Origin of the sequence: Campylobacter sp. MIT 12-8780 (assembly GCF_006864535.1) — a bacterium.
Classification (GTDB): Bacteria; Campylobacterota; Campylobacteria; order Campylobacterales; family Campylobacteraceae; genus Campylobacter_D.
In genome coordinates this window covers 60,527-81,849 of sequence record NZ_QHLL01000007.1, presented here as the reverse complement: position 1 = coordinate 81,849, position 21,323 = coordinate 60,527, and the positions used below count along the sequence as shown (strand labels likewise).

18 protein-coding genes and 1 pseudogene are annotated in these 21,323 nt (G+C 34.0%); 12 read left to right on the top strand and 7 right to left on the bottom strand.

Annotation, left to right across the window (positions count from 1 at the left end; all coding sequences use genetic code 11):
- Positions 1-137 precede the first annotated feature (137 nt).
- On the top strand, positions 138-440 hold the full coding sequence (locus DMB95_RS06650) for a c-type cytochrome (protein ID WP_142931421.1): 303 nt from the start codon (positions 138-140) through the stop codon (positions 438-440).
- Positions 441-509: 69 nt separating this feature from the next.
- Here DMB95_RS06650 and ccoS read toward each other — a convergent pair whose 3' ends face one another.
- Both ccoS and DMB95_RS06640 read right to left on the bottom strand, forming a co-directional pair.
- Entirely contained in the window at positions 510-731 is a 222-nt protein-coding gene (ccoS, locus tag DMB95_RS06645; RefSeq protein ID WP_142931420.1) for a cbb3-type cytochrome oxidase assembly protein CcoS, read from the bottom strand.
- Positions 728-3,085, bottom strand: a complete 2,358-nt coding sequence (locus tag DMB95_RS06640; RefSeq protein WP_142931419.1) for a heavy metal translocating P-type ATPase — start codon at positions 3,083-3,085, stop codon at positions 728-730. The genes ccoS and DMB95_RS06640 overlap by 4 nt, the downstream gene beginning before the upstream one ends.
- A gap of 189 nt (positions 3,086-3,274) precedes the next feature.
- On the opposite strand from DMB95_RS06640, the gene rho reads away from it, so the two are divergent.
- Positions 3,275-4,567 (top strand): transcription termination factor Rho, encoded by a 1,293-nt coding sequence (gene rho / locus DMB95_RS06635; RefSeq protein ID WP_137632548.1) that lies wholly within the window; start codon positions 3,275-3,277, stop codon positions 4,565-4,567.
- Between the two features lie 24 nt (positions 4,568-4,591).
- Positions 4,592-6,196, top strand: coding sequence for a DNA polymerase III subunit gamma/tau (locus tag DMB95_RS06630; RefSeq protein WP_142931418.1), 1,605 nt, complete (start codon positions 4,592-4,594; stop codon positions 6,194-6,196).
- A 27-nt stretch (positions 6,197-6,223) separates the two neighbouring features.
- Here the strand turns inward: DMB95_RS06630 and DMB95_RS06625 are convergent, their stop codons facing one another.
- Genes DMB95_RS06625 through DMB95_RS06610 form a run of 4 tightly spaced genes read right to left on the bottom strand, consistent with a single transcriptional unit; the run spans position 6,224 to position 9,258 of the window.
- Positions 6,224-8,344, bottom strand: a complete 2,121-nt coding sequence (locus tag DMB95_RS06625) for a heavy metal translocating P-type ATPase (RefSeq protein ID WP_142931417.1) — start codon at positions 8,342-8,344, stop codon at positions 6,224-6,226.
- 3 nt (positions 8,345-8,347) lie between these two features.
- On the bottom strand, positions 8,348-8,551 hold the full coding sequence (locus DMB95_RS06620; RefSeq protein WP_142931416.1) for a heavy-metal-associated domain-containing protein: 204 nt from the start codon (positions 8,549-8,551) through the stop codon (positions 8,348-8,350).
- A gap of 60 nt (positions 8,552-8,611) precedes the next feature.
- Positions 8,612-8,920 (bottom strand): DMT family transporter, encoded by a 309-nt coding sequence (locus DMB95_RS06615; RefSeq protein WP_142931474.1) that lies wholly within the window; start codon positions 8,918-8,920, stop codon positions 8,612-8,614.
- 2 nt (positions 8,921-8,922) lie between these two features.
- Positions 8,923-9,258: a DMT family transporter gene (locus DMB95_RS06610; RefSeq protein WP_142931473.1), complete on the bottom strand. Its 336-nt coding sequence runs from the start codon at positions 9,256-9,258 to the stop codon at positions 8,923-8,925.
- 174 nt (positions 9,259-9,432) lie between these two features.
- On the opposite strand from DMB95_RS06610, the gene DMB95_RS06605 reads away from it, so the two are divergent.
- Genes DMB95_RS06605 through DMB95_RS06585 form a run of 5 tightly spaced genes read left to right on the top strand, consistent with a single transcriptional unit; the run spans position 9,433 to position 17,044 of the window.
- On the top strand, positions 9,433-11,898 hold the full coding sequence (locus DMB95_RS06605) for a site-specific DNA-methyltransferase (protein ID WP_142931415.1): 2,466 nt from the start codon (positions 9,433-9,435) through the stop codon (positions 11,896-11,898).
- Positions 11,899-11,900: 2 nt separating this feature from the next.
- Positions 11,901-12,656: a hypothetical protein gene (locus DMB95_RS06600; RefSeq protein WP_142931414.1), complete on the top strand. Its 756-nt coding sequence runs from the start codon at positions 11,901-11,903 to the stop codon at positions 12,654-12,656.
- A 27-nt stretch (positions 12,657-12,683) separates the two neighbouring features.
- A complete protein-coding gene (locus DMB95_RS06595) occupies positions 12,684-13,193 on the top strand; it encodes a hypothetical protein (protein WP_142931413.1) in 510 nt (169 codons plus the stop codon).
- A gap of 3 nt (positions 13,194-13,196) precedes the next feature.
- Positions 13,197-14,204 (top strand): virulence RhuM family protein, encoded by a 1,008-nt coding sequence (locus DMB95_RS06590; protein ID WP_142931412.1) that lies wholly within the window; start codon positions 13,197-13,199, stop codon positions 14,202-14,204.
- A complete protein-coding gene (locus tag DMB95_RS06585; RefSeq protein ID WP_142931411.1) occupies positions 14,201-17,044 on the top strand; it encodes a DEAD/DEAH box helicase family protein in 2,844 nt (947 codons plus the stop codon). Before DMB95_RS06590 ends, DMB95_RS06585 begins: the two co-directional genes overlap by 4 nt.
- On the opposite strand, the gene DMB95_RS06580 is transcribed toward DMB95_RS06585, so the two are convergent.
- A complete protein-coding gene (locus DMB95_RS06580) occupies positions 17,041-17,904 on the bottom strand; it encodes a DMT family transporter (RefSeq protein ID WP_142931410.1) in 864 nt (287 codons plus the stop codon). The two genes, DMB95_RS06585 and DMB95_RS06580, sit on opposite strands and share 4 nt — an antisense overlap.
- A 135-nt stretch (positions 17,905-18,039) precedes the next feature.
- On the opposite strand from DMB95_RS06580, the gene DMB95_RS06575 reads away from it, so the two are divergent.
- From DMB95_RS06575 to DMB95_RS06560, 4 genes and pseudogenes are all read left to right on the top strand, one after another.
- Positions 18,040-18,747 (top strand): YebC/PmpR family DNA-binding transcriptional regulator, encoded by a 708-nt coding sequence (locus DMB95_RS06575; RefSeq protein WP_137632553.1) that lies wholly within the window; start codon positions 18,040-18,042, stop codon positions 18,745-18,747.
- A 13-nt stretch (positions 18,748-18,760) separates the two neighbouring features.
- Positions 18,761-19,228: pseudogene (locus DMB95_RS06570) on the top strand (peptidylprolyl isomerase); the annotation flags it as partial.
- A 449-nt stretch (positions 19,229-19,677) separates the two neighbouring features.
- Complete coding sequence (locus DMB95_RS06565; RefSeq protein WP_142931409.1) at positions 19,678-21,063, top strand: DUF3373 family protein; 1,386 nt, start codon at positions 19,678-19,680, stop codon at positions 21,061-21,063.
- 12 nt (positions 21,064-21,075) lie between these two features.
- On the top strand, positions 21,076-21,312 hold the full coding sequence (locus DMB95_RS06560; RefSeq protein WP_137632554.1) for a hypothetical protein: 237 nt from the start codon (positions 21,076-21,078) through the stop codon (positions 21,310-21,312).
- Positions 21,313-21,323: the final 11 nt, after the last annotated feature.

The following is a 21,323-nucleotide window of genomic DNA, read 5'->3' as shown; positions in this document are numbered from 1 at the left end:
GAGAAAAAAAGCTTAAAAATTCATTTATTTTGTCTTTATCGTTGTGATATGTTTTGAGAATTTGATAAAAAATTTGACAAAGTTAAACAAAAATAATGTATAATCAATTGATTAAATTTTTTCAAAAAGGAGAACAAATGAAAAAAGTATTAGCAATTACAGCTTTAGCCTGTATGGGGATTTCAGCTTACGCTGCTGATGGAGCGACACTTTATAAAAAATGTGCGGTTTGTCATGGAGCAAAAGCTGAAAAAGTGTATCTTAACAAAGTTCCAGCTTTAAACTCTCTCACATCAGCTGAGAGATTTCAGTATATGAAAGATTATGCTGAGGGCAAGAGAAATGCTTATGGACAAGGTGCGATTATGAAGATCAACCTTAAAGGCTTGACTGAAGCTGATTTTAAGGCGATTGAAGAATACATCGAAACCCTAAAATAAGCCTTTTTGAGCAAGGAATTTTTTCCTTGCTCTTTTTCTTACGAAATTCTTTTTTGAAATTTTATTTTTTTATGTTTTTTCATCATTTTGAAATTTTTTGCGTTTCAAAGCTTCTTTTTTTCGCTCTTCAAGCTTGATCGCATCATGTAAGGCTTCTTCGCTATCATTTAAGCTTGTAAATTTGTATTCATCATCAAATTGTTTGTTTTTAATCCCCCATAAAAACGCACTTAAAGCGATAAAAAAGACAAAAATCGACACCGCTATCATCATCATAATCACACCATTCATTTAAGCCCCTTTATACGCAAAGCATTAAGCACCACAACTATACTGCTTGCAGACATTGAAAGAGCAGCGATGAGCGGATTAATCAGCCCCAAAAAAGCCAGTGGTATAGTCAAAGCATTATAAAGCAAAGAAAAAGCAAGGTTTTGCTTGATGATAACAAAGGTTTTTTTAGACAGCTTAAGAGCGTTTTTAAGGCTTGTTAAATCATCATTTAGCATGATTATATCACTTGTTTCATTTGCCAGATCAGAGCCTTGTTTTAAGCTTATACCAACAGCTGCATTTTTTAAAGCTAAAGCATCATTTATGCCATCGCCTACCATTAAAACTTTGTATTTTTTATTGAGCTCTTGCACGATTTGCATTTTTGTTTGTGGCAGGCAAGAGGCTTTAAAATCCTTTATATCAAGCTCTTTTGCTATTTTAGCTGCGGCTTTTTCATTGTCTCCAGTAAGCATTGTTATAGGAATTTGATTGTCTTTTAAGTAGCTAACTAGCTCCTTTGCTCCTTTTTTTAACACACTTTCAAATTCAAAAAAAGCAAGAATTTCATCATTTTTTGCATAAATAAAATACGAATTTTCAAAATTATATGCTACTTCCAAGCCTTTTTCTTTTAAAAAATACGCATTTCCACCAAGCAAAAAACTCCCATTCAAGTTCGCACTTAAGCCTTTTGCTCTAAGCTCTTTAAAATCTGTGAAATTTAAATGTTCATCTTTTGCCCCTTTTTTGATTAAAAACTCAGCCAAACTTGCAGATACAGGGTGCTTTGAAAGACTGATAAAGCTTAAAAGTTCATTTAAATTTAAGTTTTTGTTCCACTCAAAACGCGAAACTTCAAGTTTTGCAGAGGTTAAAACGCCGGTTTTATCAAATACAACTTGATTGCACTTACTTAAATCCTCAATCACGCTTGAGTTTTTAAATAAAATTTTAAATTGCAAAGCCTTAAATAAAGCGATAAGATTGCTAATAGGCGTTGCAAGAGCTAGGGCACAAGGACAAGCGATGATTAAAACTGAAATACTCGTAACTAAAGCAAGTTCAAAGGAGCTTTGAAGCACAAAAAACCACAGCACAAAACAAAGCAAAGCCAAAACAAGCATAATTCTTGAAAAATACATACTGATTTTTTCGCTTAGGCTTTGAATTTTTGGCTTTTTGTTTTGAGATAATTCAAGCAAAGAGATGATTTGGCTAAGTTTTGAGTCTTTGTAAAGCTTGTTAGCCTTGTATTCTAAGCTTCCGTCTATGACTATACAGGCTGAATAAAGCTCTTTACCTTTGTTGATTAAGATAGGCTCGTTTTCCCCGCTTAAGCTTGAGCTATCTATGCTTGCTTCACCTTTGGTGCAAATTCCATCAATGATGATTTTATCGCCTGTTTTAAGGCTGATGATATCGCCAATTTGCACTGCATAAGGATCTTTTGCGGTGAATTTTTCGCCGTCAAATACTAAAATTTCAGCTTTTAAAAACTCATTCAAGCCATCCATCGTATCGCTTGCATTTTTTTTCATCAGCACTTCAAGGTATTTTCCCACAAAAACAAAGCAAATAATCATCGCTACTGAGTCAAAATACACTTCCCCGACCCTTGAAAACATCGCCCAAAGCGAATATACATACGCCAAGCTTGAACCGCTAATGACAAGCAAGTCCATAGTAACGATTTTATTTTTTAAAGCATAAAAAGCAGCTTGATAAAAGCTTGAGCCGGTGTAAAACAGCACCGGACTTGCCAAAACAAACTCGGCAAAATTTAAAATATCTTTTGTCTCCTCATCCATACCGCTGAAAAAACCAGCGTATTTTGCTATGCTTATCCACATGATATTCATCACGCAAGCTATGGCAACGATGAGCCTTGAGTAAAACTCCCTTTTTAAAGCTACAGCTTTTGACTCAGCTTTTAAAGGATCATACGCACTTGCTGTGTAGCCTATGCTTTGAATGAGGGTTAGAATTTGCTTTAAAGAGATTGATTTTTCATCAAAAACTATACGTGCTTTGTGCGTTAAGGGGCTGATTTGCACTTCGATAATGCCTTCTTCGCTGATGAGAATTTTTTCATTAAGCCAAATACATGCTGCACAATGAATTTTTGAGATGATAAGATGAATCTCACTAAAGCCGTCTTTGTTATGACGCACAAAACTATCAAAATTACTTATTTCTTCTAGTTTGGCTGGCTCAAGGCTTTGTGTGCCAAGCTTTTCATAAAAGCTTGTTAAGCCTTTATTTTCAAGTATCTCAAACACACTTTCACAGCCTTTGCAACAAAAAAAATGTCCGTTTTTCTCAAGCATTTGTGCCTTATTAAATTCAAGCTTGCAATGTGTGCATTTCATCTTTTTCTTTGTTTCATTACTTTCTTTATTGCGAATTTAAAGTTTTAATTGTAGCATATTTGCTTGAAAAAGGGCTTAGGTATAAAAAAATGCAAATTTAGCTTTTTTTTAAGTAAAACTGCTTATAATTACAAATGAATTTAAGCTTAAACATACAAAATAAACTACTTATCTAACTTACGAGGTTTTATGGAAAATAACAAAAAACAAAGAACCCACATTCCAGTGGAGGGGTATAAAATCGAAGATTTAAAGTTGCAAGACTTAGAAAGTCTCGTTAAAATCGCTAATGAACTTAGTATTGAAAACCCAAGAGAACTGCGTCGCCAAGAGCTTATCTTTGAGATACTTAAGGCTCAAACTAAAGCAGGTGGCTTTATACTTTTTACAGGGATTTTAGAAATTTCAAATGAAGGCTATGGCTTTTTGCGTGGAATGGACGCAAATTTAAGCGATAGTGTAAATGATGCTTATGTTTCAAACTCTCAAATTCGCAAATTCGCCCTAAGAGTAGGAGACATCGTTACAGGGCAAGTTAGAGAGCCAAAGGATCAAGAAAAATATTATGCCTTGCTTAAGATTGAAGCCATTAATTATATGCCTTTACAAGAAGCAAGAGAACGTCCTTTATTTGACAATCTAACCCCTATCTTTCCAACAGAAAAAATCAAACTTGAATATGAAGCTACCAAGCTTACAGGACGCGTGCTTGATCTTTTTACGCCCATAGGCAAGGGGCAAAGAGGACTTATAGTAGCACCTCCTCGCACAGGAAAAACTGAGCTCATGAAAGAACTAGCTGCAGCAGTTGCTAGAAATCACCCAGAAATGCAACTCATCGTGCTTTTAGTCGATGAGCGTCCAGAAGAAGTTACTGATATGCAAAGATGTGTTAAAGGAGAGGTGTTTAGCTCAACTTTTGATCTACCAGCTTATAATCATGTGCGTGTAGCTGAACTTGTCATAGAAAAAGCAAAAAGAATGGTAGAAATGGGACAAGATGTTATCATCTTGCTTGATAGCATAACAAGACTTGCAAGAGCGTATAATACCGCTACGCCAAGCTCTGGCAAGGTTTTAAGTGGGGGTGTTGATGCTAATGCTTTACATAAACCAAAAAGATTTTTTGGAGCAGCTAGAAATATAGAAAATGGTGGCTCTTTAACCATAGTCGCAACTGCACTCATAGATACAGGCTCAAGAATGGATGATGTGATCTTTGAGGAGTTTAAAGGCACAGGAAATAGTGAAATCGTGCTTGATCGCAATATCTCGGATCGCCGAATTTATCCAGCCATCAATATCATCAAATCAGGCACAAGAAAAGAAGAACTTTTGCAAAATCCGGGTGATTTGCAAAAAATTTGGGCGATTCGCTCAGCCATTTCTCAAATGGACGATGTAGAAGCCTTGAAATTTTTATACTCAAAGATGTTAAAAACTAAAGACAATGTCGAGCTTTTATCTATTATGAACGAATAAATTGAAAATTCAAAGAGAGTAACAATGCTTCAAGCCCTTGCCATTAAATACCGCCCTAAAACCTTTGATGAACTCATCGGGCAAAGCACGATTAGCACGAGCTTAAAATACGCTTTAAACCACCAACGCCTAGCCCATGCTTATCTTTTTTCAGGACTTCGTGGCAGTGGAAAAACTTCAAGTGCAAGGATTTTTTCGCGTGCCTTGGTGTGTGAAAAAGGACCAAGTGCCACACCTTGTGGGGAGTGCAAGCATTGTCTAGCAGCACTTGAGGGCAAGCATATAGATATTATCGAGATGGACGCAGCTTCTCATAGGGGCTTAGAAGACATTCAAGAGCTTATCGAGCAAACCAAATACGCTCCTTCTATGGCAAGATTTAAAATCTTCATCATCGATGAGGTGCATATGCTTACGCCTCAAGCAGCAAACGCTCTTTTAAAAACCCTTGAAGAGCCACCAAGTTATGTTAAGTTTATACTGGCAACTACTGATCCTTTAAAACTACCTGCTACCGTGCTTTCTCGCACTCAGCATTTTCGTTTTAAGCAAATTCCTCAAAGCGAGATTGTAAAACATTTAGAACATATCTTAAATTTAGAAGGCGTGAAATTTGAAAATGAAGCTTTAAAACTTGTCGCAAGAAGCGGGCAGGGTTCTTTAAGGGATACACTTACACTTTTAGATCAAGCCATTATCTTTTGTGAAAATGAACTTACTAGCCTGAAAATGGCTGAAATGCTTGGGTTTTTAGATCCTCAAAAGGTGAGCGAGTTTTATACGCTTATCTTACAAAAAGATAAAGAAAAGGTGCTTGAGTTTTTAAAAAGCTTGCAAGATTATGAAGCGAGCAATGTTATAGATGAGATGATTTTTTATCTTAAAGAAAGTTTTTTTGCTAAAAGCGAGGAATTTTCTTTGCTTGTTTATGAACGTTTTTTTAGGATACTCTCAAGAGCAAAAACCATGCTTGCTCACTGCGATGATGATGCTTTTGTGCTTTGCGTTATGGCTTTTATGCTTATGGAAGCAAGTGCTCTTAAGAGTATTGATGAAGAAATTCAAAACTTAAGCAAGCCCCAAGTGCCACAAAATGAAGAAAAGCTTATAAGTACGCAAAAGATAAGCCCTAATGAGCCAAGCCCTCAAACAAGTATAAAAGAAGAAAAGAAAAATCCTTATGAACGCTTACTTGAAGCAATTTATGATAGGGATTATACCTTAGGACAATGTTTTGAACGCTCTACAGCCTTTATAAGCTTTGAAAATGATATTTTAAGCATAAGTTCTCATGCTAGTGAAGAAGATAAAGGTATTTTAAATCGCGGTTTTAAGCTTATCCAAGAGCTTGCCTTAAAGCTTTTAAATGCCAAACTCAGTGTGCAAAAAGCTATGCAAATTGATGAGAGCAAGCTTCAGGATTTACAAAAAGCTAAACAAAGCTCAAATTTAGACGAAAAAAAAAATATAAATGAAACGCAAGATTTTCAAAATGCTCAAGGTTTAACGCCTCAAAAGGATTTAAAAGCTGAATTTGCAAGCCTAAGGCAAGGAGCAAAGGCTCGCGATCATCAAGCTGAAGCAAAAGCTGCACTTGATGAGTGTTTTGGCGAACCTACAAAAGAGTGATTTGAGTTTTTGGTTAAGCTTGTTTTTTTAGATATCCTTTTTAAGCCGCAAAGAATTCATCACCACGCACAAAGAAGAAAAGCACATAGCAAGAGCAGCAATATGCGGACTTAGGCTAATACCTGGCACAAGCCCAGCAGCAAGGGGTATGCAAAGGGCATTATAAATACAAGCCCAAAAAAGATTAAGCCTAATAATACTAAAGGTTTTCTTAGAAAGCCTCAAAGCATAATCAATGCCCATCAAATCATCTTTCATCAAGATAAAATCCCCATTTTCTTTAGCCAAATTTGAGCCAGCATTTAAAGCAAAACTCACACTTGCAAGTCTTAAACTTGCTGCATCATTAACTCCATCTCCTACAAAAAAGGCATTTGGTCTTTTTTTAATAAACTCAAGCTTATCCTCAGGCTTTAAATTTGCATAATATTCTTTAATATCAAGCTTTTGAGCTACACTTTGCACGCTTTTTTCATTATCCCCGCTTAAAATGAGGCTTTTTATACCTAAAGCTTTTAGTGAAGCAATGAGCGTATGTGCTTCTTTTCGCAACTCATTTTGCAAGCACACACAGCCAAGACAAGTTTTATCTTTAGCAAAATACACTACAATAGGAGCAAGGTTAGCATTTTCAAACACGAAATTGTGCTGTTCTTGAGAGATTGTAACGCCTCTTTCTTTTAAAAAAGTCTCATTCCCAGCTAAAAACACAGCCTTTTCATCTGTATATAAAAGCCCACGAGCTGTGAAAAACTCGAGCTTGTCTTTATTAATATGCTTAACTTGAGCCACATCATTTGTTTTTATCGCATTGGCTATAGGATGAGTGCTAAAATACTCAAGCTTGCTAAGCAATTCAAAATTTTCTTTGCTTAAATTATGAGCATAAATGCTTAATTTTTCCTCGCTTAAAGTGCCTGTTTTATCAAAAATCCCCTCTTTTATCTTTCGTAAAAGCTCTATAGCACTAGGGTTTTTAATAAGGATATGATGTTTTGAGGCATTATGTATAGCCAAAACTAAAGCAATCGGCGTTGCAAGTCCTAAAGCACAAGGGCAAGAGATAAGCAAAAGCGCACTTGAATGCAAAAAAGCTTCATTTAAGCCGGCTATAAACCACCAAGCCATAAAAGTGATAAGAGCGAGCATTAAAATCGCACCCACAAAATACGCTGAAAGCTTATCAACAAGCAAAGTTATAGGCATTTTAGCATTGCTTGCTTGAAAGATAAGATTTTTAATATGCTCAAGATTACTATCCATAGCCTTTTTGCTCGCTCTTATACGCAACAAACCACTTACTAACAACCCACCAGCTTCTACCTCATCTCCTTTTTGTTTAAGCAAGGGCATAAACTCCCCACTTATCACACTCATATCCACTTCAGCCTTACCCTCAAGCACCACGCCATCAACGCTAATGCTTTCACCTTCTTTAACAAGCACTTCATCGCCTACTTGCAAAAAGGAAGGATTTACAAGGCTAAAAGAGCCATCTTTTTGCACTAATCTTGCAGTTTTTAGCTCAAATTTTTCAAGCCCTTTTTGAGCGCTATTTGCCTTAAATTTAGCATTTTCTTCTAAGAATTTGCCTAAAAGCACAAAAGTGATAATCATACTTGCTTCAGCAAAATACAAATGTGTTTGAAAAATACCCAAAAAAGCTAAAAAGGAGTAAATCACAGCACTTAAAGAACCCAAGCTTACAAGGGTATTCATATCAAGAGCTAGATTTTTCAAGCCCTTAAACGCATGTATAAAAAAGCCTCGCCCACAATAAAACACCCCAAAAAGTCCCAAAACCATCTGCAAAAGCTCGCTTAAAATCCCATGAAAACTCATCATTAAAAGCATAGCCAAAGCACTTATTATCACACTTAAGATGAGATTGAATTTTAACTTTTGAAGCTCTTTGAGTTTAAATTCATATATATCCTCATCATTTTGTAATACTTCATAGCCTAAATCTTTGATTTTTTGTTGAATTTTTGCCTTTACTTCCTCGCTTGAAAGTAAAAAAATCCCACTGGCGTTAAGATATGAAACACTTGCCTTTTCAACACCTTGCATTTTAGAACATATACGCTCAATCGCATTTGAGCAGTTTGTGCAAGTCATTTTGCCGATTTTTAAACGCCATTCTTGCATAGCTTAAAGTTCTTTTAAAATGCTAAAATTAAGCTCTTCAAGGGCTTGTTTAAACTCTGCTAGTCTTTCATCACTTAAGTTTATGCTTAAAGTTTTTGGCTCTGTGTTAAGATTGATTTTGATACTGCCAAACTCGTCTTCAAGGGCGTTTTTGATTAAATTGACACAATTTTGACATTTAACATTAGCAACTTGAAATGTTTTCATGGCTTATCCTTTGCTGTAAACTTGATAAATTCTATCTTTTTAAGATGAAAAAAAGCTTAATTAAATATTTAAAAGCACGACAGCTAAGATAATGCAAGCTATGCCTAAAATGCCGATAAAATTAAGCTTTTCTTTATAAAAAACATAGCCTCCCAAACAAGTGCCAATGATACCTATAGCTCCCCAAGTGCTATAAGCTATACTTAAAGGCACATATTCTAAGCTTAAAAAAAGGCAGAAAAAGGCTAGGATAGCTAAGATGATCGCAAATATCCCCCAGCTTTTTTTCTCAAAGGTATTTGATTTTTTAAGAGCCAAGTTAGCAAAAATATCTAAAATAGCTGAAGCAATGATGATAAATATATAAATTTTCATGGCTTAACCTCGCCAAAATTGATCAAAATGATACCAATAAAGGCTAAAACAATGCCACAAATTTGAGTAAAACTCAAACTTTCTTTAAAAACAAACAAAGCTATACAAACTATACCAAGCGTGCCTAAAAGCTCCCAAAGCGCATAAGCAATGCCAACTTGAATGTGTTTTAAACAAAGTCCCATAAAAAAATAAGAAATAGCGATAAAAACAGCCATCAAAAAAAGAGCCAAACTCACATTTTCAAGCTTTAAAAAGCTCGTGCCAAGCACTTCAAAAGCTATAGCTAAAAGCAAAAAAATCCAAGACAAAAACTTTGAAGAATTAAACATAATCCTAAGCCAAGATCGATCTTTCACTCTTTTTCCTTGATTGATTTTCTAAAAATATACACTTTTAAAAAGCGTGATTATAACCAAGCAGGCTAAAATTTGTCAAGCTTAGAACAATAAAAGCTTAAGTAAAGTTTGGTTATAATGTTTAGATAAAACTTATCAAGGTGGAAAATGAATCACAAATTAGAATTTTACTCAAGATTAGAAAGCTCTTATCTTGGCTCAAAAATCAAAGATATAAAAGATAAAAGCGGTTTTACAAATTTGCTTGAAATTAAGGCAAAATATTTTAAACACTTAAAATCAAAACTAGAAAATTTCATAGGTGCAGACACTCATGAAAATCAAGATATTTACAACAAGCTTTATACCTTTTTTGATACTTATCTAAACGAAACAGGCACGCCTTTTTTTAATACTACCCCCATTTATAAAAACATTTACGCTAGAGTTTATAGCAATTCTAGCGATACAAGCTTATTTTATAAAACGCAGGATTTATACTATGTAAAATCTGATACACTTTATAAAAGCATGGAATTTGAGGGCGAAAATTATATACTTAAATTTGATGCGAGCGAGTTTAAACAAAATGCTGATAATACAAAAAACAAAATAATTTTTAAAATAGCTAGCATAGAAAAAGAGGAGCAGGATTTAACAATCAACATAAAAGTAAGCAATCAAAAAGAACTTTTTGAGAATCTTAGCAATGTTTTCAAGCAAAACTCAAGTGAATTTAGCGAGGATTTTATAAAATCCATAAAGCCTTATAAACTTGATGAAGAAGCTTTAAAAAAGGATTTTTCAAGCTATAAAAGGCAAAATGAAGTGGATTTTTTTATCCATAAAAATGCGCGTGAGTTTTTAAATGAGCAGTTTGACTTGTGGCTTTTTTCCTATTTACATAAAGATGATAAATTAAGTGATTTTACGCAAGAAACTTTAGCAAAAATTACAAAAATCAAAGACGCCGCAAAGCTAACGATAAATTTAATCGCTGATTTTGAAGATGAGCTAAAAGCAATTTGGTTAAAACCTAAATTTGCTAAAAAAGTACATTATGTTTTTAGCCTTGATAAGATTGCAAAGCAGATTAAAGAACAAAGCTTGTGGCAGGAATTTTTGTTAAATTTAACGCAAGATAAGGGTTTTAAAGCCCAGCTTAAAGAATGGCAGGATTTAAAGCTTGCTAGTGAAAATTTTAATGCTAATGAGTTTTTGGAGACTTTGCAAGAAGCTTTTATTTTGTCATTGCAAGGCGAAGCCGAAGCAATCCAAACAAATAATAATGGATTGTCACGTCGCACAAATACGGCTCGCAATGATGATAAAAAGCAATACCTCTTTTTACCCCTCGATACAAAGCATTTTAGTAAAGAAATGACTTTTAAGATTCTAAGCCTCTTTGATAATCTTGAAAATCATCTTGATGGCGAGCTTATCAAAAGTGATAATTTTCAAGCTCTAAATACCCTTATGCCAAAATATCAAAATAAAATTGATTTAATTTATATTGACCCGCCTTTTAATACAGGTAGCGACTTTGAATACAAAGATAAATTCCAAGATTCTACATGGCTAAGTTTAATGCATAACCGCCTTGAGCTTGCAAGAGATTTACTAAGCAGCAAGGGGAGTTTTTATCTACATTTAGACCATAATGCAAACTATCGTGGGCGTGAACTTTTAAATAATGTTTTTGGAGAGGATAATTTTGTCAATGAAATAGTATGGGCATATAAAAGTTTTGTTGGACAAACTACAAGATATTATCCTAGAAAACACGATATTATTAATTTATATGTTAAAAATTTAGATTTGTTTATATTTAAATTAGAAAGAAATCTCAACAAGTGGAAGAGAAATAACCCCAATAAAGAGCCTAGCAAAGACGATGTTTTATATATATTTCAATCACAACCGCTAGATTCTTGCTGGAATGATATATCTTATCTTGACCCAAAGGATAAGATGGAACGCATAGAATCAGATATTAGTCTGACTCAAAAGCCAGAAGCATTATTACAACGAATTATAGAAGCAAGCAGCAAGCAAAATTCCATAATTTTAGATTTTTTTACAGGCAGTGGAACAACCATAGCCACAGCCCAAAAACTAGGGCGTAAATGGTTAGGTGTAGAAATGGGTGAGCATTTTTATAAGGTTATCATTCCTCGTATGAAAAAAGTTATAGCAGGTTTTGCGAGTGGGATTAGCAAAGAAGTGGATTATAAAGGTGGTGGAGCTTTTAAATACTATGAGTTAGAAAGCTATGATGAAGCCTTAGCAAATTGTGAATATGTGCTAGATTCTATTGCGAGCAAGCAAAGCGAGCGAAGCAATCCACAAAATCTGCAAAAACACCAAGCAATAATAGACTATAAAAAATCCCGCAAACTCATAAAAACAATACAAAAAGACAAAATAGCACATTTAGATATGAGTGCTTATAGAGAGGATTTTGATATATTTACCACGCTTAGCAACCTAAATGGCGTTAAAATAAAAAGAATTTTTCTTGATAATAAAGGCAAGCAAACTTGCGAATTTGACAATGGCGACATAGTGCAAAGTGATAGTATAGATATACAAAAATACCCAAGACTAAAAAACCTTATCTTTTGGGAGAAGTGAAAATGGAAAATAAAATAGTTTTTACAGCATGTGGCTTAGCTATTGATGGAGTAACTTTCCCATCAATAGAACTTTTTCGAAATATAGAAAACGACATATATGAGTTTGACAGTATATCTTATAGTGTATCTTGTGAAATTATAAATAATAAAATGCTTTGGATTTATGTTAAGCATGGCAAAGCCAAGCCTTATGCAGAAGAAATACTCAATATAGATACTAAAGAGAATAAGAAAAATCCAAGAAATCCAAATGAGGCGGAATTAAGGAATCAAATATTTTATTTATATGTCCCAGAAGAATTAATTTTATACACATCATATTTTAAGAAAAATAAATTTTTATCGGAATATTTAAAAGATAAATTTAAAAATAAGTTTTCAATTAAAAATTATACAATTTCTCCAGATGAATTTGTTAAAGAAATTACTTCTGTTTCGTATTTAAAGTTTGCTTCAGCAAATAAAAACTTGTTTAATGGTGGTATTTTTGGAGATGTAGAAGATGCTTGTGGTTATGGATCTGCGGTTAATTTTTCTTTAGAGGTAAAAATTAAAGAAAGTATTTTTGATCCTGGTAAATGTTTAAGTTTTTTAGCAAGATGTAAAAAGAGGAAGGATAATGCAGAAATAGATAAAATGATTTGTATCGGAGAAGATGACAATGGAATAGAAAAGATTTTTAATTTGGAAACTTATCTTAAAAAATTCAACTTAAAGCTCAAAAGGATCAATTTGGTATGTATAATCCGGAATTAATTAAGAATTTATTATTGGAACAATTGAATGTTTAATAAAATTTATGAAAATCATAAAAAAATAGTTTGGGTTATATTTTTAAGTTCTTTATTTGCATGTATATCTGTGTTGTATATTTTATTTTATTGCTCGGATATTTTACAAAAAGATATAAATGAATATATGAAAGGAAGTGTTTCTAATATAATCACTTTTATGTCTATTTGTTTCGGTTTTTATTTGACAAGCTTATCTATATTATTTTCATCTAAGTACCTTAAAAAACTATATACAGAAGACCATAATAAGCCTACACAAAGAAAAATACATACATTAAAGGAATATTTTCAATTGGCAGTTTATTGTGCTTTATTGACGGTTATAGTATCTTTTATAGTGTTGTTAATTCTTGTTTTTCAAAACAAATGGCTATCTATTTTTGCTTTTTCTTTATTAATGTCGATATTTGTAGAAAATTTTTTATTCTTATTTTTGCTTTTAAAAATTTTTTTAAATGCTCTTGTAATTCAAGCAATGCCAGAAATTCAGGAGAAATAGCTAATGCATCCCCCAATAATCTACATCACTAAAGATGGAAAAACACAAGTCGAGCTTTATGAGCTAGGCAGTAGTGTTTGGCTGTCTCAAAATGATATGGCAAAACTTTTTGCTACCTCTACTCAAAATATAACCATGCATATTAGGAATATCCTAAAAGATGGGGAGTTAAGCGAGATTTCAGTATGTAAGGATTACTTACATACTGCTACAGATTCCAAGCAATATAAAATAAAAATTTATTCTTTAGAGATGATTTTGGCTGTTGGTTTTCGTGTGCGTAGCAAAAGAGGCGTGCAGTTTAGAATTTGGGCGAATGAAAATCTTAGACATTATCTTCAAAAAGGCTTTATCATCGATACTGATAGGCTTAAAAATCCAAATGGTAGGACTGATTATTTTGATGAGCTTTTAGAGCAAATTAGAGATATTAGAGCCAGTGAAAAGAGGTTTTATCAAAAGGTTCGCGATCTTTTTGCTTTAAGTGTGGATTATGATACAAGCGATAAAACAACACAAATGTTTTTTGCAAATACACAAAATAAGTTGCTTTTTGCTATCACAGGACAAAGTGCGGCTGAACTTATTTGCACAAGAGCTGATGAAAATGCTTTAAATATGGGGCTTACAAGCTTTAAGGGCAATGTTGTAAGAAAGGGCGATATTATCATTGCTAAAAACTACCTTAATAAAGATGAACTAGATAGCCTAAATCGCTTAGTAAATGTATTTTTAGAATCTGCTGAACTTCGTGTTAAATCAAAACAAGTTTTAACTATGGATTTTTGGAGGGAAAATGTAGATACCTTGCTTAAATTTCAAGGCTTAGAAATTTTAAAAGGAAATGGAAGTATTTCAAATGAGCAAATGAAAAATATAGTTATACCAAAATATGAAATTTTTGATGAAAAAAGAAAAAGAGAACAGGCTTTAGAGGCTGATAAAGACGATGAAAACATACTTGAAGCAGAATATAAAGCCTTAAGTGATCGTACAAAGGAAAACAAATGAGCAAAAAGCAAAATACACAAAAAGCAGATACGCTAATACTCAATGAAATCATTAATCAAGGCATTGATAAAACTAGCTTTCAAGATATTTTGAAAAATATTGATTTTACTAGTTTTAGTGATAAAATCACGCTTGAAAATTATCAAAGCGAAGCGCTTAGAAATGCCATTATTGCTTTAATGTTTTTTGAAGAATGCCCTATTCCTCAAGAAACTTATGATATAAAAGGCTTGCTAGCACATTATCAAAGTTATGATAGTAGGCTAAAACTTGAGAATATCAATCGCGCGAGTTTTTGGATGGCTACAGGGAGTGGAAAAACTATTGTTATGATAAAGCTTATTGCTATTTTAGCTAGGCTTATGCATAAAAAAGAATTAGAATCTAAGCCCATAATGCTCCTTGCTCCAAATGATAAAATTTTAGAACAATTTAAAAATACTATCTTGCTTTATAATAATTTTCAAGAAAAGCCCATTCAGATTCTAGAACTTAAAGAATACGAAAAACAAAGCATACCAAATCTTTTTGAAAGTGCGTGCAAGCTGTATATAGCAAGGAGTGATTTGCTTGATAATGAAACAAATGTAGGCAAAGATAAAAAGGCAAAAAGGCTAAATTATAAAAATTATTTACGTGAAAATGGCTGGTATATCTTACTTGATGAAGCACATAGGGGCGATAGTGGCTTTTCAACACGAAAAAGTTATATAAACGAGCTTGCAAAAGGACTTAGGCAGGATGCTAAACCAAGTGGATTTATCTTTAATTTCTCTGCGACTTTTGATGATGAAATTGATATGCAAACTTGTGCGTTTAATTATAATTTGGAACGCTTTAATCTTGATGGCTATGGTAAAAATATCGCTGTGCTAGATTCTGATTTAAAGGCTTTTTCAAGCGAAGAAAACGAAGTAGAACAGCTTGAAAAAATCATGCAAAGTTTTATTATCTTTGCGGCTATTTTAAAGGCTAAAAAGGAGCTTTTTACGCAGTTTGAAAATTCTTTTGAGAAAGATGAACATAAAAAATTGCTTTATCATAATCCTTTAATCATAGCAGTTTCAGATAAGGTAAATACGAAAATAGCTGGTATAAAGCTGTATTTTGAAGCTATATTAAAGATAGTTAAAGGCGAGGTTAAGGACTTTGAGGATTTATTAGCAAAACTTTGCAAGGATTTAGAAAAAGCAAGCTTATATTTTGGGACAGATTATTTGGCTCATACACTTATAGAAAAGCTAAAAGACATAAGCTTAGATGAGGTAAAACAAAGTGTATTTTATGCAAGTGCAAATGCTGGCATTGAGGCTTGCAAGATAAAGGGTAATGATAAGGAACTTGTTTTTAAAAGCAAGAATGCAAGCAAGCCCTTTTTACTTTTAAATATAGGAAATATTAAGGAGTGGCAAAAAGATTATATACTTAAGCTAGGAATTGATATAGGCGAGGATTTAGAGCAGGGATATTTTGCAAATATTAATGATATAAATTCGCCTATAAATATAATGATGGGTAGCAAGGTTTTTAGCGAGGGCTGGGATAGTAACCGCGTAAATATCATAAATTTTATCAATATAGGCAGCACGCAAGCAAAAAAATATGTGCTACAAACCATAGGTAGAGGCGTGAGAATCGAGCCTTTTGCATACTTGCGTAAAAGACTTGAAAAATGTGGCTTAAAAAGCTTTGATATAAGTGCAAAACTAGGCTTTAAAAATCAATGGCTTGAAACGCTTTTTATCATGGCTAGCGATAAAGAAGCGATTAAATATATCTTAGAAAAAATGCAGCAATTTAGCTCGAAAAAAGCCCTAAAAGGTTTTAGAAAAAATCAAACTTTTAAGCCTTTATATGTGCCAAAATATAAGACAGAAGCTATGCAAGAAAGAAGCTATAAGATTTCACAAGATGATTATAGTGGACTTTGTGATTTTATGCAAAGTTATGATGAAGATGTTTTGCTTTTAAGTGCTAATTTAAAAAGTGAAGCTTTAGGCTTTAAAACTTTAGAAAAAATCAAAAATAAAAGCAATATAGCCGTGATAGAAGGCAGAAAGCAATCTCATGACTATGAAAAAATGCTAAAAATGCTTGATAACTTTTTTGCAAGAAGCTATAAGGTGCTAGAAAAATTTGAGCCAATAAATGACGAGATAAAGCATTTTCATCATTTTACAAGCACGCTAAATTATAATATGATTGAGGAATTAAATCAAAAAATAAAAGAAGTTTTAAGAGCAAAAAGCGATGAGGAGATAGAAGCAGAGATTAGAGCTGGAAAAAGCCTTAAGGAAGCTATGGGACAGGGGCTGCAAAAAATAGAGGTTAACAGCTATATCATTGATGCTGAATTCAAAGAGCATTATTATGGTCCATTAATCATCAAAGAAAATGATGACAAAATCTCTTATAGCATTAAAATACCAAGTGAAATTGAGTTTTTAAAGAAATTAAAAGAATATATAAAGCTTGATGATAATGTTTTAAAAGCTTATGAATGGTGTTTTAGCAAGCTTGTAGAAAATATTGATGAAATTTATATCCCATATTTTGATGAAGAAACGCAAAGTGAGAAAAGATTCTATCCAGATTTTATTTTTTGGTTAAGACATAAAGAAACTAAGGATAATACTATAATATTTATCGACCCAAAGGGCTTAAAACATGCACAAAATATAGCGATAAATAAAATCGAAGGATTTAGGCATATTTTTGAACAAGCAAATTCGCAAAATATCAATGTCAAACTCTTTTTTTATAATGAAAAACCAGAGCTAAAAGGCTATGATGAATATGTTAAAACAAAGGTTGAGGATATTTTTGCAAGCCTTGTTTAAGCCCTATTTTTCGCATTTAAAATCACGCTTAAGATGATGAGTATAAAAGCAAAAATATCTATGAAAGTGTATCTTGTGCCTAAAAAAGCAAAGCTCATAATTGCGGCGGCTACAGGCTCAACGCAGGCTATCATACTTGCTTTTAATGCTCCTATATACTCAACACCCTTTAAATATAAGCAAAATGCTCCTATAGTGCCTATGAAAATTATGCCGGACATTGCCAGAAAGGCTTTTATGTCAAGTTCGTGGTAAGGTATTTTAAATCCTAAAAGTACAAAAAGCATACAAGCTGCAAACAAACTTGCAAAGCCCATGACAAAAAAGAGCCCATAAGAAGCGATAATAGCCCTTGCTCCAAGTGAATAATACGCCACCCCAAAAGCACCAGCCAAAGCCCAAAATAAACCCCAAAAACTGATATTTAAAGAGTGAAAATCTCCGTGTGTTGCCAGTAAAAATAATCCTATAAAAATGAGTATTAAAGCAAGTATTTCAAGCTTTTTAGGTAAAACCTTAGCCTTAAAGCAAACAAAGATCATGATTAAAAGTGGGGCAGAGTATTGTATCATCGTAGCTGTGCCAGCGTCTGTATAAAATATAGCCTTAAAATAGCCATATTGAGTAAGCAAAAGTCCAAGCAAAGCAAAGCCTAGCAAAGAAAAAACTTTATTTTTGTGTTTAAAAAGCACAAAATTTCTTTTCTTAAAACTCAAAGCAATAAGCACAAATGAAGTAAATAAAAGCCTATAAAAGCTCACCCATTCTACGCTAAAGCCACTCTTAAAGAGATATTCAGCCAGCACCCCGCTAATCGCCCAAAACACAGCACCTAAAAGCACCAAGCCTACACCTAGCATTTTCTCCCCTATTTGAAAAAAGCTAGTATATCCCAAGTAGCTTTTATCTAAGCTTAGAAAGCTTGCTTTGAAATTTACATTTTTATCCTATACTTTCATTTTAAAAAGTCAAATTTTTATGAAAAAAGGACAGCCATGGGACGTGCGTTTGAGTATAGAAGGGCTTCAAAAGAGGCTCGTTGGGATAAGATGAGTAAGCTTTTTCCTAAACTTGCTAAGGCTATTCAAGTAGCCGCCAAAGAAGGTGGGCTAGATCCTGAGATGAATCCCAAGCTTCGCTCAGCCATCGCTACAGCAAAAGCTAGCAATATGCCAAAAGATAATATCGACGCAGCCATAAAGCGAGCCAGTGGCAAAGATGGAGCTGATATAAAAAATATCCATTATGAAGGCAAAGCCCCACACGGAGCTTTGATTATGGTTGAGTGTATGAGTGATAATCCCACACGCACAGTAGCAAATGTCAAGGCTATTTTTAGCAAAAATGGCGGAGAACTTCTACAAAATGGCTCTTTAAGCTTTATGTTTTCAAGAAAGGCAGTATTTCATCTTGAGCCTTTTAAAGGCGATTTAGAAGAACTTGAGCTAGAACTTATAGACTTTGGACTTGAAAGCTTAGAACAAAATGAAGAAGAACTTTTAATCATGGGCGATTATACCGCCTTTGGCGAGCTTAGCACCACTCTTGAAAATAAGGGTTTAGTGCTTAAAAAAGCTGGGCTTGAGTATGTGCCAAATTCGCCCCTAAGTTTTGATGAAAATCAGCTTTTAGATATAGAAAAACTGCTTGACAAGCTTGAAGATGATGATGATGTACAAGCTGTTTATACAAATATAGATTAAAAAAGGACAAACAATGCTTAAAAAAATAGATACAAGCAAGGCAAATGAGTATCAAAACGCTTTAATTACGACTTCTAAAGGGGACATAAAGCTCAAGCTTTTTGCAGATGAAGCGCCTCAAGCGGTGTGTAATTTTGCAAATTTGGCTCAAGAAGGCTTTTATAAGGGTTTGAAATTCCACAGAGTAATCCCAAATTTTGTCATTCAAGGCGGTTGTCCTTATGGTAATGGCATGGGCGGTCCAGGTTATGAGATAGAATGCGAGTGCGATAATCAAAGGCACAAGCACCTTCGTGGCACGCTCAGTATGGCTCATGCAGGACGTGATACAGGCGGAAGCCAGTTTTTCATCACACATAGCCCACAGCCTCATTTAGACGGCGTTCATACTGTGTTTGGACAGATTGATTTAAATGATGAAGCGAGTTTAAAGGTGCTTGATAGTATTAAACAAGGTGATATTATCGAAGATATAAAGATTTTTAAAGATGAAAAGGCTAAAAGTCCAACTACAAAAGCTAAAAACACCCAAACTTCCAAGGCTCAAGATGATAAAACAACCACGCAGATCAAAAAAGCTTTAAAAAGTAAGCAAAACTTAGATAAAATCTCAACACAAAAAGCTGAAAAAATTCCAGCCCAAACCCAACGCACCAAGCTTAAAAGCAAAGCTAAAAAAAGATAAACTCAATTTTTATAGCCTTTATATCGTTTAAGAACAACGATATAAAGGCTTTGATCTTTCATCAGTTTGTTTGTAGTTTTTTGTATTTTCATCTTTACTTTTTTGAGCTTAAAATACTAAGAATTTAAAGTCAAAATTTCACAAAATGCTTCTTTTTGTATGATTTTTTTAAAAAATATAAGTTTTTAAGTTTTATTTTGCTAGAATTGCAAGCGATAATTTCAAATTTTTAAGGAGATTTTTACATGAAATCAAAATTTTCAGTAGTTTTAGCTCTTGCCTTGCTTGGCTCTTCGCTTTATGCAGCCCCAAGGCAAAATGCTCCTAGACAAACTCCGCCTCAAAGAGTTGCGCCGGCTCCTCAGCCAACAGCTATGCAAAGACTTGAAACAAGGATTAGTGAGCTTGAAGAAAGACTCGATGACACAGAGTTTCAAACAGGTTTGGATAAGATCAAATTTGGTCTTGATTTTTCAATGGGCGTGGGCGATACAACCTACAACATTAACGATCAAAAATACAAAGCTCACAACAAATGGGCGAGTGAATTGCATCTTAATATGAATGCGGCGATTAACGACTATACTAAATTCTATGGTCGCTTATCTATGGCAAAAAACTGGGGGCAAATGGATGTTGCAAGTGTAGGCGATCCACTTGATATAGATGCTGGACGCAACACTCGCACAAGTGGATCAAGTATCTATGTAAGTCGTGCTTATATCGATCTTTTTGCCACTGAAGAAGTAGTTTTCACCTTAGGACGTCAGCCAGGAACTGAAGGTCCAGGAAGCAACCTTAGAAACAATGCTCTTCGCCAATCAACCTACCCAGCCCTTGCTATCAATACTTTAGGTGATGCAGCGGTGGTTACTTTTAAGCCAGCTTTGCTTAATGATTTTGCTTTTGCAGTGCGTGGAGCGTATGGAAAGGTGTATCAGTATGATGAGGAAGGAACTATTAGGGATTGGTCAGGATCGACTTCAAAGGCAGATTCTGATTTGTGGTATGCTTCAGCTGAGATGAGACTTCCTTTCGAGCAATTTGGTGTAGGTAATAACCTCTTAATGCTTTCTTATGTACGTTTGAATAATTTTTCTTTACCACTAGGTGCTACTTATGGTGGCGTGCGTAATTTGGGAAATTCTGATATCGTAAATTTACACTTTGAAGCGTATAATCTTTGGGATATAGGCTTGAATTATTTTGGCTCTTTGGGTTATTATAAGGGAAGTGATGCAAAAGAGCTTGCACCTTCTGTACCTACATCAAAACTTTTCAATGAAAAAAATGCCTATGCTGCACATGTAGGTTTAAGATATGATTTTAACCAATACTTCAAACTTGGTGGCGAATACTTCTACGGAAGCCGTTTTTGGTATACCCTTTCAAGATCAAGCTTTAATGATCCTTTAAATATAAGACAAACAAGAGGACATGCTTTTGATGTGTATGCGATCGCTCAAGTGGATAAAAATCAATTCTTCCGCTTAAGCTATACAAGGATTAACAATCTTTGGGGCAACAGAGGCTTACCTATAAATGGAGCACCGGGTAAAAACATAGGTAAAAGCGCAGGTGCTGATAGCACAGCAGATAACATTATGCTTATATATAATGTGAAATTCTAAAAAGGAGTAAAGATGAAAAAAGTTTTATTAATAGCACTTTTTGCTTTACCAAGTTTAAGTTTAGCAGCTGATTGTGCAGCGCTTTCAAAGCAGTATCAAGCTCCAAATCCAGCTTCAAAAACTATGGCACAAATCGAGCGTTGGGTAAAAAACAAAGTCAGCAACCCAGCCGATGCTGATGCGCTTAGAGAATGCCTTTTAGCTGGAGCTGCTGATAATCCAAATCAAGCTTCATTTGCTGGTAAATAAACCTAGCCTTT

What these genes read in the sequence shown, in the direction of transcription:
- DMB95_RS06650 (WP_142931421.1), top strand. Translation starts at nt 138, where the DNA reads ATGAAAAAAGTATTAGCAATTACAGCTTTAGCCTGTATGGGGATTTCA.
- ccoS (WP_142931420.1), bottom strand. Translation starts at nt 731, where the DNA reads ATGAATGGTGTGATTATGATGATGATAGCGGTGTCGATTTTTGTCTTT.
- DMB95_RS06640 (WP_142931419.1), bottom strand. Translation starts at nt 3,085, where the DNA reads ATGAAATGCACACATTGCAAGCTTGAATTTAATAAGGCACAAATGCTT.
- rho (WP_137632548.1), top strand. Translation starts at nt 3,275, where the DNA reads ATGGAAAATAACAAAAAACAAAGAACCCACATTCCAGTGGAGGGGTAT.
- DMB95_RS06630 (WP_142931418.1), top strand. Translation starts at nt 4,592, where the DNA reads ATGCTTCAAGCCCTTGCCATTAAATACCGCCCTAAAACCTTTGATGAA.
- DMB95_RS06625 (WP_142931417.1), bottom strand. Translation starts at nt 8,344, where the DNA reads ATGCAAGAATGGCGTTTAAAAATCGGCAAAATGACTTGCACAAACTGC.
- DMB95_RS06620 (WP_142931416.1), bottom strand. Translation starts at nt 8,551, where the DNA reads ATGAAAACATTTCAAGTTGCTAATGTTAAATGTCAAAATTGTGTCAAT.
- DMB95_RS06610 (WP_142931473.1), bottom strand. Translation starts at nt 9,258, where the DNA reads ATGTTTAATTCTTCAAAGTTTTTGTCTTGGATTTTTTTGCTTTTAGCT.
- DMB95_RS06605 (WP_142931415.1), top strand. Translation starts at nt 9,433, where the DNA reads ATGAATCACAAATTAGAATTTTACTCAAGATTAGAAAGCTCTTATCTT.
- DMB95_RS06600 (WP_142931414.1), top strand. Translation starts at nt 11,901, where the DNA reads ATGGAAAATAAAATAGTTTTTACAGCATGTGGCTTAGCTATTGATGGA.
- DMB95_RS06595 (WP_142931413.1), top strand. Translation starts at nt 12,684, where the DNA reads ATGTTTAATAAAATTTATGAAAATCATAAAAAAATAGTTTGGGTTATA.
- DMB95_RS06590 (WP_142931412.1), top strand. Translation starts at nt 13,197, where the DNA reads ATGCATCCCCCAATAATCTACATCACTAAAGATGGAAAAACACAAGTC.
- DMB95_RS06585 (WP_142931411.1), top strand. Translation starts at nt 14,201, where the DNA reads ATGAGCAAAAAGCAAAATACACAAAAAGCAGATACGCTAATACTCAAT.
- DMB95_RS06580 (WP_142931410.1), bottom strand. Translation starts at nt 17,904, where the DNA reads ATGCTAGGTGTAGGCTTGGTGCTTTTAGGTGCTGTGTTTTGGGCGATT.
- DMB95_RS06575 (WP_137632553.1), top strand. Translation starts at nt 18,040, where the DNA reads ATGGGACGTGCGTTTGAGTATAGAAGGGCTTCAAAAGAGGCTCGTTGG.
- DMB95_RS06565 (WP_142931409.1), top strand. Translation starts at nt 19,678, where the DNA reads ATGAAATCAAAATTTTCAGTAGTTTTAGCTCTTGCCTTGCTTGGCTCT.
- DMB95_RS06560 (WP_137632554.1), top strand. Translation starts at nt 21,076, where the DNA reads ATGAAAAAAGTTTTATTAATAGCACTTTTTGCTTTACCAAGTTTAAGT.